18 protein-coding genes and 1 riboswitch are annotated in these 15,080 nt (G+C 72.2%); of the genes, 11 read left to right on the top strand and 7 right to left on the bottom strand.

Annotated elements, in window-relative coordinates:
- Positions 1-47 precede the first annotated feature (47 nt).
- The gene (locus JK359_RS13160) at positions 48-212 is read left to right on the top strand and encodes a hypothetical protein (RefSeq protein WP_201835212.1); all 165 of its coding nucleotides are present in this window, start codon (positions 48-50) and stop codon (positions 210-212) included.
- A gap of 7 nt (positions 213-219) precedes the next feature.
- On the opposite strand, the gene JK359_RS13155 is transcribed toward JK359_RS13160, so the two are convergent.
- The 3 genes from JK359_RS13155 to JK359_RS13145 form a co-directional block, all read right to left on the bottom strand.
- Entirely contained in the window at positions 220-693 is a 474-nt protein-coding gene (locus JK359_RS13155; protein WP_201835210.1) for a C40 family peptidase, read from the bottom strand.
- 3 nt (positions 694-696) lie between these two features.
- Positions 697-851, bottom strand: a riboswitch (cyclic di-AMP (ydaO/yuaA leader).
- Positions 852-1,270: 419 nt separating this feature from the next.
- On the bottom strand, positions 1,271-1,576 hold the full coding sequence (locus JK359_RS13150) for a hypothetical protein (protein WP_201835209.1): 306 nt from the start codon (positions 1,574-1,576) through the stop codon (positions 1,271-1,273).
- A 7-nt stretch (positions 1,577-1,583) separates the two neighbouring features.
- Positions 1,584-2,219 carry an ATP-dependent Clp protease proteolytic subunit gene (locus JK359_RS13145; protein ID WP_201835207.1) on the bottom strand — a complete coding sequence of 212 codons (636 nt, stop codon included), beginning with the start codon at positions 2,217-2,219 and terminating at the stop codon, positions 1,584-1,586.
- 203 nt (positions 2,220-2,422) lie between these two features.
- Between JK359_RS13145 and JK359_RS13140 the strand changes: the two genes are divergently transcribed.
- From JK359_RS13140 to JK359_RS13105, 8 genes are all read left to right on the top strand, one after another.
- Positions 2,423-2,701, top strand: coding sequence for a type II toxin-antitoxin system Phd/YefM family antitoxin (locus tag JK359_RS13140; protein WP_201835205.1), 279 nt, complete (start codon positions 2,423-2,425; stop codon positions 2,699-2,701).
- 262 nt (positions 2,702-2,963) lie between these two features.
- Positions 2,964-3,266 carry an urease subunit gamma gene (locus JK359_RS13135; protein WP_059248006.1) on the top strand — a complete coding sequence of 101 codons (303 nt, stop codon included), beginning with the start codon at positions 2,964-2,966 and terminating at the stop codon, positions 3,264-3,266.
- A gap of 10 nt (positions 3,267-3,276) precedes the next feature.
- Positions 3,277-3,588 (top strand): urease subunit beta, encoded by a 312-nt coding sequence (locus JK359_RS13130; protein ID WP_201835203.1) that lies wholly within the window; start codon positions 3,277-3,279, stop codon positions 3,586-3,588.
- Complete coding sequence (locus tag JK359_RS13125) at positions 3,581-5,302, top strand: urease subunit alpha (RefSeq protein ID WP_201835196.1); 1,722 nt, start codon at positions 3,581-3,583, stop codon at positions 5,300-5,302. The genes JK359_RS13130 and JK359_RS13125 overlap by 8 nt, the downstream gene beginning before the upstream one ends.
- A gap of 9 nt (positions 5,303-5,311) precedes the next feature.
- Positions 5,312-5,986, top strand: coding sequence for an urease accessory protein UreF (locus tag JK359_RS13120; RefSeq protein WP_201835194.1), 675 nt, complete (start codon positions 5,312-5,314; stop codon positions 5,984-5,986).
- A gap of 79 nt (positions 5,987-6,065) precedes the next feature.
- Entirely contained in the window at positions 6,066-6,743 is a 678-nt protein-coding gene (gene ureG, locus JK359_RS13115) for an urease accessory protein UreG (RefSeq protein WP_201835192.1), read from the top strand.
- Complete coding sequence (locus JK359_RS13110) at positions 6,740-7,513, top strand: urease accessory protein UreD (protein ID WP_201835190.1); 774 nt, start codon at positions 6,740-6,742, stop codon at positions 7,511-7,513. The genes ureG and JK359_RS13110 overlap by 4 nt, the downstream gene beginning before the upstream one ends.
- A gap of 220 nt (positions 7,514-7,733) precedes the next feature.
- On the top strand, positions 7,734-9,299 hold the full coding sequence (locus JK359_RS13105) for an alpha/beta hydrolase (RefSeq protein ID WP_201835188.1): 1,566 nt from the start codon (positions 7,734-7,736) through the stop codon (positions 9,297-9,299).
- Positions 9,300-9,358: 59 nt separating this feature from the next.
- Here the strand turns inward: JK359_RS13105 and JK359_RS13100 are convergent, their stop codons facing one another.
- Both JK359_RS13100 and JK359_RS13095 read right to left on the bottom strand, forming a co-directional pair.
- On the bottom strand, positions 9,359-10,381 hold the full coding sequence (locus JK359_RS13100; RefSeq protein WP_201835186.1) for an NAD-dependent epimerase/dehydratase family protein: 1,023 nt from the start codon (positions 10,379-10,381) through the stop codon (positions 9,359-9,361).
- A gap of 58 nt (positions 10,382-10,439) precedes the next feature.
- The gene (locus JK359_RS13095; protein ID WP_201835184.1) at positions 10,440-11,165 is read right to left on the bottom strand and encodes a lysophospholipid acyltransferase family protein; all 726 of its coding nucleotides are present in this window, start codon (positions 11,163-11,165) and stop codon (positions 10,440-10,442) included.
- Between the two features lie 544 nt (positions 11,166-11,709).
- Between JK359_RS13095 and JK359_RS13090 the strand changes: the two genes are divergently transcribed.
- Together JK359_RS13090 and JK359_RS13085 are read left to right on the top strand one after the other, a co-directional pair.
- Positions 11,710-12,111, top strand: a complete 402-nt coding sequence (locus tag JK359_RS13090; RefSeq protein ID WP_201835182.1) for a DUF6153 family protein — start codon at positions 11,710-11,712, stop codon at positions 12,109-12,111.
- A gap of 91 nt (positions 12,112-12,202) precedes the next feature.
- Positions 12,203-12,850, top strand: coding sequence for a DUF305 domain-containing protein (locus tag JK359_RS13085; RefSeq protein ID WP_201835180.1), 648 nt, complete (start codon positions 12,203-12,205; stop codon positions 12,848-12,850).
- A 49-nt stretch (positions 12,851-12,899) separates the two neighbouring features.
- Here the strand turns inward: JK359_RS13085 and rocD are convergent, their stop codons facing one another.
- Positions 12,900-14,117, bottom strand: a complete 1,218-nt coding sequence (gene rocD, locus JK359_RS13080; RefSeq protein WP_201835178.1) for an ornithine--oxo-acid transaminase — start codon at positions 14,115-14,117, stop codon at positions 12,900-12,902.
- Complete coding sequence (gene ddaH / locus JK359_RS13075) at positions 14,117-14,926, bottom strand: dimethylargininase (protein ID WP_201835176.1); 810 nt, start codon at positions 14,924-14,926, stop codon at positions 14,117-14,119. The genes rocD and ddaH overlap by 1 nt, the downstream gene beginning before the upstream one ends.
- Between the last annotated feature and the right edge of the window lie 154 nt (positions 14,927-15,080).

The raw sequence follows: 15,080 nt of genomic DNA, 5'->3' as shown, positions 1-15,080 counted from the left end.
GCGCCTACGGCCACTCCCTGCCCCGGACGCTGCTGCTCACGCTGATCGTGTGCGCGCCGGCGCCGGTGTGGTCCCAGGGCGTCGCCCTGCCGGTGCACCGGCTCGGAGGGTGGCTGCGCAGGCCCCAGGCCGCCCATGGGCTCCAGGCGGGCACCGGGGTGGCGCTGACGGCACGGGGAGCGGCCCTGCTGCTGGAGCCGCTCCTGGCATGACGGCGGGTCAGCTCACCCGGCCGTACCAGACGCTCCTGGTCCAGATCTTCTGGAGCTTGACCACGTCGCCGGTCTTCGGGGCGTGCCAGATCTTGCCGTGGCCGGCGTAGATGCCGACGTGGTAGACGCTGGAACCCGAGTGGAAGAACACCAGATCGCCCGCCTTGCGGTGCCGGGCACTGATGTGGTGCGTCTTGTTGTACTGCTGGGCGGCGGTACGCGGCAGTTTCTTGCCCGCCTTCTTGTAGGAGTAGAGCGTCAGCCCCGAGCAGTCGAACCTGCGCGGTCCGGTGGCGCCCCACGCGTACGGAGCCCCCTTCTTGGAGGCCGCGACCTGCAGTGCTTTGGTCGCCGTCGTCGCGGCGGAGGCCTCGGTGGCGAGGCCGGGCACCGCGATCGAGCCGCCCACGGCGGCGAGAGTGAGTGCCGAGGCCGTGCCGGCCCGGGCCATCAGCGACGGGACACGATTGAGCGCAGTCATGCGCAACCCTTCGTCAGCCGCCTGTGAAGGATGACCTGTCGGATTCGGGCTGGCGAAGTTGCCCGGCCGCGTTGCCACGGCTTCACCCCAAGGGCTGCTCGGAACCTCACGCCCGTCTGTGTCGAACAGACGGACATCCGTTCCGGCGACCCGTCTTGCTTGGGTCCTCCACTCCTGCCGATCCACTCCTGTCGACCGGTCATCCGGGCGGCGGCAGGACTCGGCGTCCGCCCGGACCGCCCCGCCGCGGTGGCGGGGGCTTGTCGTCAGACAGGGATCTTCACGTATGAGTGTCTGAAAATCCCAATGGAATCGGGGATTTGTGGCGTTACTCACCACTCACCCGTTCGGGTGGACACTACTGCGTTCGAGTGTCCGTCAGGACCCGGACGTAGCCCCGGACCTGGGACTAAGCGTTTTCCGGGACCCCCCGGACGGGCGTCGTGCGCAACTCGGGAAGCCCGGAGAACGATCTGACGGTACGCCGGTCGGGGGTAAGCCGTTCGGGCCGTTTCAAGTCCGGTCCGAACGGCGTGTGTCGGCGCGGTGATCCCGTCGGGCCGGACGGGCGTCCGGCTCAGGCGACGACGTTGGGCGGGAGCGTGACGCGAGCGGCGCGGCGTTCGCCGTCCAGCACCCGCAACGCCCGTGCCAGCGTGTCCCCGTGCAGCTCCGTCTCGCCCCGCTGATGCATCAGTGCGAGCGCGTCGCGCAGCTCTGTCGCCTTGCGCACCAGGGCCTGGGCCGCGCGCAGCCCGTGGTAGGTCTGCGTCTGCCGGGCCGGATTGATGCGCCCCAGCAGGTCGACGGAGTCCAGGTAGCGGTCGATCAACTCACCTTCGGCGCGGGTGAGGGCGGGCAGCGGCGGCAGTTCCGGCAGCATCGGGGGCTCACCTCGCATCCGGTGCGCCGGGCGTGTCCCGGCGGCTGGGCACGACGCCGTCCACCAGACCGTAGGCGACGGCTCCGGCGGCGTCCAGGATCAGATCCCGCTCCAGGTCCGCACGGACCTGCCCGGCCGTGCGCCCCGTGTGCCGGGTGAGCATCCGCTCCAGTTGTGCGCGCATCCGGAACAACTCCTCGGCCTGCAGGAGCAGGTCGCTGGGCTGGCCGTGCACCGGCTCGGAGAGGGCGGGCTGTTCGATCACCATCCGGGCGCCGGGCAGGGCGAACCGCTTGCCCGGGGCGCCGGCCGCGAGCAGCACCGCGGCCGTGGAGGCGGCCTGTCCCAGGCAGTAGGTCGCCACATCGCAACTGACGTACTGCATGGTGTCGTAGACCGCCGTGAGGGCCTCGAACGAGCCGCCCGGCGAGTTGATGTACAGCGTGATGTCCCGGTCGGGCGCCGCGTGTTCGAGGTACATGAGCTGGGCCGTCACGTCGGTCGCCAGCGCGGGGCCGACCGGCGCGCCGAGCAGGATGATCCGGTCCTCGAAGAGCCTGGCATAGGGATCGAGCGTACGTACGCCGGTTCCCGTGCGCTCGGTGAATTCGGGCAGGACATGACGGGCGGACGGTCGGGGCATGGGCACACCCTTCCTCGCGGCAGAGCCGCACTCGGCGAGCTGTCTGTAAAAAATGTACAGGACGTACAGAACCCGCGGGAGGCGGGGCGGTGACGGTCCGCCAGGACGAAGCGGCTTCGTCGCCCGTTTCGGTGAGGAATGGACCACCGGGCTGCAGCCGCCGGAGAGGCAGGTCGCCCGGAGGTGCCCCGTAAGCTGGGGGTATGGCCTACGAGATTCCGGTGACCCAAGCCAGGGCTGAACTCGCCGACCTGATCAACCGGGTGGTGTACGGCGGTGAGCGCGTCGTCGTGACACGGCACGGCAAGCCGCTGGTGGCGCTGGTCTCGGCCGAAGACCTCGAGCGGCTCGACGCGCTGGACGAACCGGCCGAGGAGCAGGTCATCAGCTCGGTGTCCAGGGTCCACGAGGCCGGATCCGTCCCACGCGACCAGCAGCGGTTCGGGATCGCGGCCGAGCACCGGAGGCCGGGCGGTTCCTGAACCGTTCGTCCTCGGGGGAGCCCGTAAGGGGGGTACCGGCTCGTCTCCAGGGAACCCCATAGGGGGGTCATGGGCGGATCAAGGTCTGGTTTAACGTCGTTGAAACTCCGGCGTTCTAGCCTGCCGATCCACGCCACCAGGGGTTTTTCCGCCCGGATTGAAGGCGATCCGGGGATTTGTCTGTGTGTTACACCTGTCCCCGTCGCGGTGGCCGCGGCAACCGGACCCCGTACGGTCCGGAGCAAGGACTGTGAGGTGGGACGTGCAACTGACCCCGCACGAGCAAGAGAGGCTGCTGATCCACGTGGCGGCCGACGTCGCCGAGAAGCGCAGGGCGCGTGGCCTCAGGCTCAACCACCCGGAAGCGGTCGCCCTCATCACGTCGCACATCCTGGAGGGCGCACGGGACGGCCGTACCGTCGCCGAGCTGATGTCCTCCGGCCGCAAGATCCTGACCAGGGACGACGTCATGGACGGCGTCGCCGAGATGATCCACGACGTCCAGGTCGAGGCCACCTTCCCGGACGGCACCAAGCTCGTCACCGTCCATGAGCCGATCATCTGAGGGGGCCGCGATGATTCCCGGAGAGATCCTGTTCGCGGACGGCCCCGTCATCTGCAACGAGGGCCGCGAGGTCACCGTGCTGACCGTCCTCAACGCCGCCGACCGGCCCGTCCAGGTCGGCTCCCACTACCACTTCGCCGAGGCCAACCCCGGCCTGGAGTTCGACCGCGCCGCCGCCCGCGGCAAGCGGCTGAACGTCGCCGCGGGCACCGCCGTGCGCTTCGAGCCCGGCATCCCCGTCGAGGTCGGGCTCGTGCCCCTGACCGGCGCCCGGATCGTGCCGGGGCTGCGCGGGGCGACCGGAGGTGCCCTGGATGCCTGAGATCTCCCGCGCCGCCTACGCCGACCTGTTCGGGCCCACGACCGGCGACCGGATCCGGCTCGCCGACACCGACCTGCTGATCGAGATCGAGGAGGACCGCTCCGGCGGCCCCGGCAGCTCGGGGGACGAGGCCGTCTTCGGCGGCGGCAAGGTCATCCGCGAGTCCATGGGCCAGTCCCGTGCCACCCGCGCCGACGGCACCCCCGACACCGTGATCACCGGTGCCGTCGTCGTCGACCACTGGGGCATCGTCAAGGCCGACGTCGGCATCCGCGACGGCCGGATCACCGCCCTCGGCAAGGCCGGCAACCCCGACACCATGGACGGCGTCCACCCCGGCCTGGTGATCGGCCCCGAGACCGAGATCATCGCCGGCAACGGACGCATCCTCACCGCCGGCGCCGTCGACGCGCACGTCCACTTCATCTGTCCCCAGGTCGCCGACGAGGCGCTGGCCTCCGGCGTCACCACCCTGGTCGGCGGCGGCACCGGCCCCGCCGAGGGCTCCAAGGCGACCACCGTCACGCCCGGCCCCTGGCACCTGGCCCGGATGCTGGAGGCGATGGAGTCCTACCCGGTCAACGTCGGCTTCCTCGGCAAGGGGAACACCGTCAGCCACGAGGCGATGCTCTCCCAGATCCGCGGGGGCGCGGTCGGCCTGAAGCTGCACGAGGACTGGGGCTCGACCCCGGCCGTCATCGACGCCGCGCTGACCGTCGCCGACCGGACCGGCATCCAGGTCGCCATCCACACCGACACCCTGAACGAGGCGGGCTTCGTCGGCGACACCCTCGCCGCGATCGCGGGCCGGGGCATCCACTCGTACCACACCGAGGGCGCCGGCGGCGGCCACGCCCCGGACATCATGACCGTGGTCTCGCAGGCCAACATCCTGCCCAGCTCCACCAACCCGACCCGGCCCTTCACCGTCAACACGGCCGAGGAACACCTCGACATGCTGATGGTGTGCCACCACCTCAACCCGGCCGTCCCCGAGGACCTGGCCTTCGCCGAGTCCCGGATCCGGCCCTCCACCATCGGCGCGGAGGACATCCTCCACGACCTCGGCGCGATCTCGATCATCTCCTCCGACGCGCAGGCCATGGGCCGCGTCGGCGAGGTCGTCCTGCGCACCTGGCAGACCGCGCACGTCATGAAGCGCCGACGGGGCGCCCTGCCGGGCGACGGCCGCGCCGACAACCACCGGGTCCGGCGCTACGTCGCCAAGTACACGATCAACCCGGCGCTCGCCCAGGGCCTCGCCGCCGAGATCGGCTCCGTCGAGACCGGCAAGCTCGCCGACCTGGTGCTCTGGGACCCCGCGTTCTTCGGCGTGAAGCCGCTCCTCGTCATCAAGGGCGGGCAGATCGCCTACGCCCAGATGGGCGACGCCAACGCCTCCATCCCGACCCCGCAGCCGATCCTGCCCCGTCCGATGTACGGCGCGATCGGCCGGGCCCCGGCCGCCAACTCGGTGAACTTCGTCGCCGGGCCGGCGATCGAGGACGGGCTGCCGCAGCGGCTGGGGCTCGGCAAGCGGTTCGTGGCCATCGAGTCCACCCGCGCGGTCACCAAGGCCGACATGCGCGAGAACGACGCGCGGCCGGACGTCCGGATCGACCCCGATAGCTTCGCCGTGCACATCGACGGTGAACTGGTCGAGGCCACCCCGGCCGCCGAACTGCCCATGGCCCAGCGCTACTTCCTCTTCTGAGGGGGCCTGATGTCCAGAGCAGCACTGCTCGTCCTGGCCGACGGCCGCTTCCCCGCCGGAGGGCACGCGCACTCCGGCGGGGCGGAGGCCGCCGTCAAGGCGGGGCGCATCACGTCGGCCGCGAGCCTGGAGGACTTCTGCCGGGGGCGGCTGCACACCGCGGGCCTGGTGGCGAGCGCGCTGGCGGCCGCTGCCGCACTGGGCGTGGAGCCGCGGGAGCTGGACGCCGCTGCCGACGCCCGGACGCCGTCACCCGCGCTGCGCACCGCCGCACGGCGCCTGGGCCGGCAACTGCTGCGGGCCGCACGCGTCACCTGGCCGTCCGCCGAACTGGACGTGCTCGCCCGGGAGTTCCCCAAGGGCGCCCATCAGCCGGTCGTGCTCGGCCTCGCCGCCCGGGCGGCCGGACTCGCGCCCGAGGACGCGGCCCACTGTGCCGCGTACGAGAGCGTGAGCGGACCGGCGACGGCCACCGTGCGGCTGCTGAGCCTCGATCCGTTCGACGCGACGGCGGTGCTGGCCCGGCTGGCGCCGGAGCTGGACCGCGTGGCGGACTCCGCCGTGGAGGCGGCCCGGAGAGTGGCCGACGAGGGTGCCGACGCGCTGCCCGCCGCCTCGGCACCCCTGCTGGAGGTCATGGCGGAGGCCCATGCCGCCTGGCCGGTACGGCTGTTCGCGTCCTGACCTCCCCACCCGTCCGTCCACCCGCCCCACACCCTCCCGGACAACAGAGCCGGCCCTTCGGACCACAGGAGCCGTACCCGTGCACCTCGACCACCCCCACCCCGGCCCCGCCGCCCTCAGCGCGGACGCGCACCGCCCCGACGGAACCCGGCGTGCCCTGCGCATCGGACTCGGCGGGCCCGTCGGATCCGGCAAGACCGCCACCGTCGCCGCACTCTGCCGCGCACTGCGCGACCAGTTGTCGCTCGCCGTGGTCACCAACGACATCTACACCCGTGAGGACGCAGAGTTCCTGCTCCGGGAGGCCGTGCTGCCGCCCGAGCGGATCAGCGCCGTCGAGACGGGGGCCTGCCCGCACACCGCGATCCGTGACGACATCTCCGCCAACCTCGAGGCCGTGGAGGACCTGGAGGACGCGGTCGGCCCGCTGGACCTGATCCTCGTCGAGTCCGGCGGCGACAACCTCACGGCCACCTTCTCCAAGGGCCTCGTGGACGCACAGATCTTCGTGATCGACGTCGCCGGCGGCGACGACATCCCGCGCAAGGGCGGCCCCGGCGTCACCACCGCCGACCTGCTCGTGGTCAACAAGACCGACCTCGCCCCGTACGTCGGCTCCGACCTCGCCCGGATGGCCGCCGACGCCAAGGCACAGCGGGCCGAACTCCCCGTCGTCTTCCAGACGTTGCGCGGGGGGACCGGCGTGACCGAGGTGGCCGCCTGGGTCCGTGGGCGGCTCCGCGCGTGGACGGCATGACCGTCACCGGGGTCCGGGCGAGTGCCCGCATCGTCGCCCGCGCCGACGGCCGGGGCGGTACAGCCCTGCCGGTGCTGGACGGCGAGGGCCCGCTGGCGCTGCGCCGCACCCGGTCGGCCGGGCCGGAGGCGAAGGTCATGGTCGTCGGCGCGATGAGCGGCCCGCTCGGCGGCGACCGCTTCACCGTGACCGCCAGGGCGGAGCAGGGGTCCCGGCTGCACATCGGGTCGGCCGCCGCCACCCTCGCCCTGCCCGGTCAGGCCAAGGGCGAGGCCCGGTACGACGTCCTGCTCCACGTGGCCGGCGACGCCGAACTGTGCTGGCTGCCGGAGCAGTTGATCTCTGCCCACGGCAGCGACCTCCGTATCACCACCCGGGCCGAACTCGAGGCCGGGGCTCGGCTCGTGCTGCGCGAGGAGCAGGTGCTGGGCCGGGCCGGGGAGCAGCCCGGGCGGCTCACCAGCAGACTGACCGTACGGATCGCGGGCCGGACCGTACTGGACCAGGAACTGGCCTGCGGGCCCGGGGCCACGGGCGGCTGGGACGGCCCCGCGGTGCTCGCCGGTCACCGGGCGGTGGGCCAGCTGATCGTGGTGCGCCCCGAGTTCGCGCAGCGGCCGGTCCGGGCACAGGTCCTGGGGGAGTGCGCCGCGCTGGTGCCACTGACCGGCCCGGCCGCCCTGGTCAGCGCCGTCGCCCCGGACGCGCTGCGGCTGCGGCGGCTCATGGACGAGGTGCTGACCCAACTCGGTTGCGGCGAAAGGCCCTAGCGGACGTCGCATCGCTCCGAGGGGAACACGGCACCGTACACCCCGGGCCCGCGGCACGATTCGCTCAGCGGGACATGATCATCCGGTTATCGGATTGGTAAAGATGGGTGACGACCCCTGTTCTCAGCGGGCTCACAGCCGAGAGGATCCCCGCCTGACCACTCGCAGCGAAGTTCGGGAGGGGCCCCACTTGAGGGAGAACAGACCGAAGAGCCGTGTCATGGCGCTCGGTTCCGCCGGAGTACTCGTCACCGCCACCCTGATCGCCGGGGCCATGTCGGCACCCACCGCCGGCGCGGTCGGCCGGCCGGGCCCGGACCGCGAGGCCAAGGGCGCCGCCATAGCCGCCGCCCGGGCCGCCAGGACGGGCATCGACTGGCAGGACTGCCCGGCCGACTGGGGGCTGGAGAAGCCCATCCAGTGCGGCTGGGTCAGCGTGCCCGTGGACTACGCCCACCCGTACGGCAAGCAGATCAAGCTGGCCGTGGACCGCATCGGCAACACCGGCGGCAAGGGGGAGCGTCAGGGCGCCCTCGTCTACAACCCGGGCGGCCCCGGCGGTTCCGGCCTGCGCTTCCCCCGCCGCGTCACGACGAAGAACGCCATCTGGGCCAACGCCGCCAAGGCGTACGACTTCGTCGGCTTCGACCCGCGTGGTGTCGGCCACTCCGCACCCATCTCCTGCATCGACCCGCAGGAGTTCGTCAAGGCGCCGAAGCTCGACCCGGTCCCGGACAGCGAGGCCGACAAGACCGCGCAGCGCAAGCTGGCCCGCGAGTACGCCGAGGGCTGCGGCAAGCGCAGCGCCGCGATGCTCCCGCACATGACCACGCCGAACACCGCCCGCGACCTCGACGTCATCCGCGCCGCGCTGGGCGAGAAGAAGCTGAACTACCTGGGCGTCTCGTACGGCACCTACCTGGGCGCCGTCTACGGCACCCTGTTCCCGGGCCACCTGCGCCGCATGGTCGTCGACAGCGTGGTCGACCCCTCGCGCGAGAACATCTGGTACGAGGCCAACCTCAACCAGGACGTCGCCTTCGAGGGCCGCTGGCAGGACTGGCAGGACTGGGTCGCCGCGAACGACGCCGCCTTCCACCTCGGCACCACCCGCGCCGCAGTCCAGGCCAAGTGGCTCGAACTGCGCGCCACGGCCAAGAAGAACCCCATCGGCGGGGTCGTCGGCCCGGCCGAGCTGATCTCCTTCTTCCAGAGCGCCCCGTACTACGACTCCTCGTGGGTGCCGGTCGCCACGGTGTTCAGCAAGTACGTCGCCGGTGACACCCAGGCGCTGGTCGACGCCGCGGCCCCCGACCTGTCGGACACCGCGGGGAACATCGCCTCGGAGAACAGCAACGCCGTCTACACCGCTGTCGAGTGCGCCGACGCCAAGTGGCCGACCAGCTGGCGGAAGTGGGACCGGGACAACACCCGGCTGCACCGCGACCACCCCTTCATGACCTGGGCGAACGCCTGGATGAACCTGCCGTGCGCCACCTGGCCGGGCAAGCAGCACCACCCGCTAGAGGTCAAGACCCACAAGGGCCTGCCGAAGGTCCTGATCGTGCAGTCCACCCGGGACGCGGCCACCCCGTACCAGGGCGCCGTCGAGCTGCACCGGCGCTTCAAGGGCTCCCGCCTCATCACCGAGAAGAACGCGGGCTCCCACGGTGTGACCAGCCTGGTCAACCCCTGCATCAACCAGCGCGTCGACGCCTACCTCCTCGACGGCAAGCTGGACTCCGCGGACGTGACCTGCGCCCCGCACGCCACGCCCAAGCCGTGACCGCACCGGTACGGTGAGAAGGGGCGGCCGGGCTTCCCGGCCGCCCCTTCCGCACGTCCTCAGGCGGTGTGCCAGGCATCCTCGGCCGCGTAGTCGAACAGGTCCGGGCAGGCCCGGGCGAGCAGCGGAAAGCGCTCCCGCCAGTCCTGCCCGCGCAGCGCCCCGGTGAGCCACCCGACCGTCTCCGGCAGGCTCTCGGCGTACGAGACGACCGGCCGGTAGCCCAACTCCCGTTCCGCGGCCGACATGTCGTACACCACCGGCAGCGGCACCGACCACGGGGTCAGCCCCACGGAGCCGGCCGGCGGCCCGTCGAGGCACGTGGTCCGGGTCTCCACGCCCATGACGGCGTCGATCGCCGCACCGATCCCGGCGACCGTCGGCGCTTCCGCGTCACAGGCGTTCAGCACCCGCGAGCCCGGACGGGCCGCCGCCAGCCGCACCAGCTCGGCGATGTTGCGCGCGCCCGACGAATGGAACCGGCTCTCCCCCCGGTACGCCAGCACCCGCCGCTCGCGCCCGTCCAGGTTCCGCTTGACGAAGTACAGTTCGCGCGGCAACGGGCTGTACGGCCCGTGCACCGCTCCGGGACGCAGCACCGTGACGGGGAAGTCCCCGCCCGGCGCGAGGAGTTCACGCTCCATCGCGGCCTTCCGGGTGCTGTACGACTCCTCTCCCGCAGCGACCGTCGGCTGGGTCTCGGGGACCGGCAGCGGGTAGCGGGGAAAGCCGTCGGGCCGGTCCTGGGTGTCGAAGCCCCGTCCCGCGCCGTCCTCGTACACGGACACGCTGGAGATCACCACCGCGGAGCCGATCCGGCCCGCCAGGGCGGTCAACTGCCGTGCGTGAGCGGCGTCGTAGGCGACCACGTCGACGACCAGGTCGCAGGCGTCGCCCACCACGGCGGCCAGGGCCGCGTCGTCGGCCCGGTCCAGCCGGACCGTGCGTACCCCCTCGTCCCAGCCCGCGTCCCGGCCGCCACCGCGCGAGGCGGCCGTCACCGCCCAGCCGTCCCGGGTCAGCGCCTCCACCACCGGACGGCCGATCTGCCCACTCGCCCCGATCACCACAGCCCTCTTCATACGGCGAGCCTAGGTGCGCGGACCGCCGGCGGCCCGGTGCTTCTGCCGAGGGCAGAGGTCAACTCAGCGGCGCCCGCGGGAACCTGCGCTCCCGCACACCCTGCTGTGCCGTCTGCCGTTCCTTGACGACGGCCGCGTACTCGTCGACGTACTCCTGCTCGGACAGCGCCAGGATCGCGTACATGATCTCGTCGGTGATGGCCCGGAGTACGGCCTTCTCGTGCTCCATGCCGGCGTAGCGGGAGAAGTCGAGGGGCTTGCCGAAGCGGATGGCCACCGGACGGATCCGGGGCACGACCTTGCCGGGCGGCTGGGCCTCGAACGTGCCGATCATCGCGCAGGGCACGACCGGTACCCCCGCCCTCAGCGCCATGACGGCGACACCGACCTTCCCCTTGTACAGCTTGCCGTCGTGCGAGCGGGTGCCCTCCGGGTAGATGCCGAGCAACTCGCCCCTGCCGAGCACCCCGAGGCCCTCGCGGATCGCCGCCCGGCCCGCCTCCTTGCCGGAGCGGTCCACCGGGATCTGCCCGGCGCTGCGGAAGAAGAAGGCGGTGAGCCGGCCCTTCAGACCGGGCCCGGTGAAGTACTCGGCCTTGGCGAGGAAGGTGATGCGGCGCTTCAGGATGGCCGGCATCAGGAAGTGGTCGGAGAAGGACAGGTGATTGCCGGCGACGATCGCCGCACCCGAAGCGGGCACGTGCTCCAGACCCTCGATCCGGGGTCGGAAGACGAGTCTGAGCAGAGGGCCCAGGACCACGTACTTGAGCAGGTAGTAGAACACGGCTCGCTCCTCACTCGGCAAGGGCTCGCTCGGCGACCGCCCGGCGGTGGTGCGGCCGGGCACGGACCTCCGCGCCCGCGGGGACATGCGGCTCCGGGCCGAACCGTCGGCCGGCCGCCGATGCTCGGGGACCGGGTGACGACGGTTGACCTCACGGTGCCATTAAGTCGTACTCCGGCCGTCCTGACCAGGGCACCAGACCACAGGGGACGCACGTCGGAGACACGCCGTGCCCTCGCCCCGGGCGGCGGTGCGTGCGAGGGACGGTGAACCTCGGGCGGCGGTGTGCGCGAGGGACGGTGAACCTCGGGCGGCGGTGTGCGCGAGGGACGGTGAACCTCGGGCGGCGGTGTGCGCGAGGGACGGTGAACCTCGGGCGGCGGTGCGTGCGAGGGACGGTGAACCTCGGGCGGCGGTGTGCGCGAGGGACGGTGTACCTCGGGCGGCGGTGTGCGCGAGGGACGGTGAACCTCTGGCGGTCGTGTGCGGGAAGGCCGGTGAGCCCCTGACGGGGCGCGCCGCCCGGCCCCGTACGATGGCCCCGATGACCGGCAGCCGACCGCACGCCCCGCGACCGCCCCAGCGGCGGTGCCGCGCACTGTTCGTGCTGGCGGTGCTGGCCGGTCTGCTGGGGATGCACGCCCTCGCACCCGGCGGCGGCATGGGACACCCGGGGCACGAGTGGGCCGCGCACGGCGCGGTCGTCGCCGGCGCCCCTGACGACTGCATGGACGGTGACGGCCACTGCGGTGGCCACCGGCCCCACCACGCGGACCCCAGCTGCGCCTCGGCCGCTGTGGACGGCGGCCCGCAGCTCCCCGCACCGGTCCCGGACCCGCTGACCGCCCCCGCGGCGGCACCCTGCCTGCGCTCCGGTCCGGCCGGGGCGCCGGAAGGCGCCCGTGCGCCACCCGACCTGTCCGAACTCCAGCTCCTGCGGATCTAGAGGCCGCCACGGCCGCACGCCCTGCCCGAGCGGGCGCCGCGGTCGTGCTCACGCGCGCCCGTAATCCCTTCACGACAGCAGGAGTTCCCGCATGACCACCCGTACCCTGACGCGCCGCGCCGCCTTCACCGCGGTCGCCGCCACCGCCGCCCTCGTCCTGACCGCCTGTGGCGGTGACGGCGACGGCTCCGGTCACTCCGGCGCCGCCCACTCCGGCCACGGCGGCACGTCCGCGGCCTCGAGCACGTCCGCGGCCTCGAGCGCCTCCGCGGCCGCGCACAACGCCCAGGACGTCGCCTTCGCCCAGGGCATGATCCCGCACCACCAGCAGGCCCTGGAAATGGCCGGGCTCGCCGCCGACCGGGCCTCCTCGGCCGCGGTGAAGGACCTCGCCGCCCGTATCGAGAAGGCACAGGACCCGGAGATCCGCACCATGACGGGCTGGCTCAAGGCCTGGGGCGAGCGGACGCCCATGGCCGGCATGGACCACTCCGGCCACGCGGGCATGTCCGGGATGATGAGCGACGCCGACATGGCGGCCCTGAAGAAGGCCACCGGCAAGGAGTTCGACAACAAGTTCCTGACGCTGATGGCCGAGCACCACCAGGGCGCCGTCGAGATGGCCACCACCGAGCAGGACCAGGGCCGGTTCGGTCCCGCCAAGAAGACGGCGGACGCCATCGTCACCGCGCAGAACGCGGAGATCAAGGAGATGAAGCGGCTCCTCGGCACGAGCTGACCGCCCGGCGGGCGGGGGCCGGTGCCACCGGCCCCCGCCCGCCCGGCCCTCAGGCCAGCACCTTCTCCAGCGCGGCCAGCGCGGAACCCAGCTCCTGCGCCGTGATCGTCAGCGGCGGCGCCAGCCGGATGGTGGAGCCGTGGGTGTCCTTGACCAGGACGCCCTCGCGCATCAGACGCTCACTGATCTCACGGCCCGTGCCGAGCGCCGGGTCCACGTCCACGCCGGCCCACAGCCCCCGCGCGCGGAAGCCGGTCACACCCTTGCCGACCAGCTCGGTGAGCCCGTCGCGCAGGGTCGCCCCCAGCTCGGCGGCGCGCCGCTGGAACTCACCTGTCTCCAGCAGCTCGACCACGGCCGTGCCGACCGCCGCCGCGAGCGGATTGCCGCCGAACGTCGAGCCGTGCTCGCCCGGGTGCAGCACACCCAGCACCTCGCGCCGGGCCACCACCGCGGACACCGGCACGATCCCGCCGCCCAGCGCCTTGCCGAGCAGCAGCATGTCCGGGACGACGTCCTCGTGCTCGACGGCGAGGGTGCGGCCCGTGCGGCCGAGGCCCGACTGGATCTCGTCCGCGATGAACAGACAGCCCTTGCGGCGGGTCAGCTCGCGCACGCCGGCCAGATAACCCTCGTCCGGGATGATCACGCCGGCCTCACCCTGGACGGGCTCGATCAGCACCGCGGCGGTCGTCTCGTCGACGGCCTCCTCCAGCGCAGCCAGGTCGTTGTACGGCACGACTCTGAAGCCGGGCGTGAAGGGCCCGAAGCCGGCCCGCGCGGTCTCGTCCGTGGAGAAGCTGACGATGGTCGTCGTACGGCCGTGGAAGTTGTCCGCGGCGACCACGACGGTGGCCCGGCCGTCCGGGACGCCCTTCACGTCGTACGCCCACTTGCGGGCCACCTTGATGCCGCTCTCCACCGCCTCCGCGCCGGTGTTCATCGGCAGCACCATGTCCAGGCCGGTCAGCGCGGAGAGCCGCTCGGCGAACCCGGCCAGCCGGTCGTTGTGGAAGGCGCGGGAGGTGAGGGTGAGCTGGTCGAGCTGGCGGTGGGCGGCCTCGATCAGCGCCGGGTGCCGGTGGCCGAAGTTGAGGGCCGAGTAGCCGGCCAGCATGTCGAGGTAGCGGTTGCCCTCGACGTCCTCCACCCAGGTGCCCTCGGCCCGGGCCACGACCACGGGCAGCGGGTGGTAGTTGTGGGCGAGGACCGGCTCCTCGGCGCGGATCAGGTCGGCGGACGTACGGGTGCGCGCGGGTGCGGTCATCAGCGGATCTCCTGGGTGCAGCACTTGATGCCCCCGCCGGCCTTGTGGAACTCCGACAGGTCGACGGGGACGGGGACGTAGCCGTGGCCGGCGAGGCGTTCGGCCAGCGCCTCGGCCCGGGGTGCGATGAAGACGTTCCGGCCGTCGGAGACGGAGTTCAGGCCGAACGCCAGCGCGTCGTCGCGGGTGGCCAGCACCGCGTCCGGGAACAGACGCCGCAGGACCTCGCGGCTGCCCGGAGAGAACGCCTCCGGGTAGTAGCAGACGTTGTCGTCGTCGAGGACGAACAGCGCCGTGTCCAGGTGGTAGAAGTACGGGTCCACCAGCGTCAGGCCGATCACCGGGTGGCCCAGGAACTCCTGCACCTCACGGTGCGCCTCGCGGGTGGTGCGGAACCCCGTGCCGGCGAGCACGTACCGGCCCGTCCACACCAGGTCGCCCTCGCCCTCGGACACCGACTCGGGGCGGTAGACGTCGTAGCCCGCCGCCTTGAACCAGGTGTCGTAGTGCACCGACTCCGGGCGCCGCTCCCGGGCGTGGAACAGGGAGCCGAAGACCTGGCCGCCGACCACGAAGGCCGCGTTCGCGGAGAACACCATGTCCGGCAGGCCGGGGACCGGCTCGACGGAGTCCACGGTGTGGCCGTGGGCGCGGTAGGCGCCGATCAGCGCCTGCCACTGCTCCTGGGCGAGATCCACGTCGACCGGCTTGTCGGGATGCATCCAGGGATTGATCGCGTACTGGACGGCGAAATGTCTGGGTTCACAGACCAGAAAGCGCCGGGAACGCGCCACACGTGCGTCGGACACAGAGGGTTTCCTCCGGTTTCCTGTGTGTCACTGGGGATGTCACCACGGTAAGAAGGGAGGAAGACGGGCGACAAGCGCGGAGAGCTGCGCAGATGTGCAGCATCGCTGCGTTGTGGAGCTTGGCTGCGCACGGATGCTGCGCGGCGCCGGGTCA

The sequence above is a fragment of the Streptomyces actinomycinicus genome (assembly GCF_016741775.1).
GTDB classification, from domain to species: Bacteria; Actinomycetota; Actinomycetes; order Streptomycetales; family Streptomycetaceae; genus Streptomyces; species Streptomyces actinomycinicus.
The sequence above is the reverse complement of the archived record's forward strand: the minus strand, read 5'-3'. Positions and strand labels throughout refer to the sequence as shown.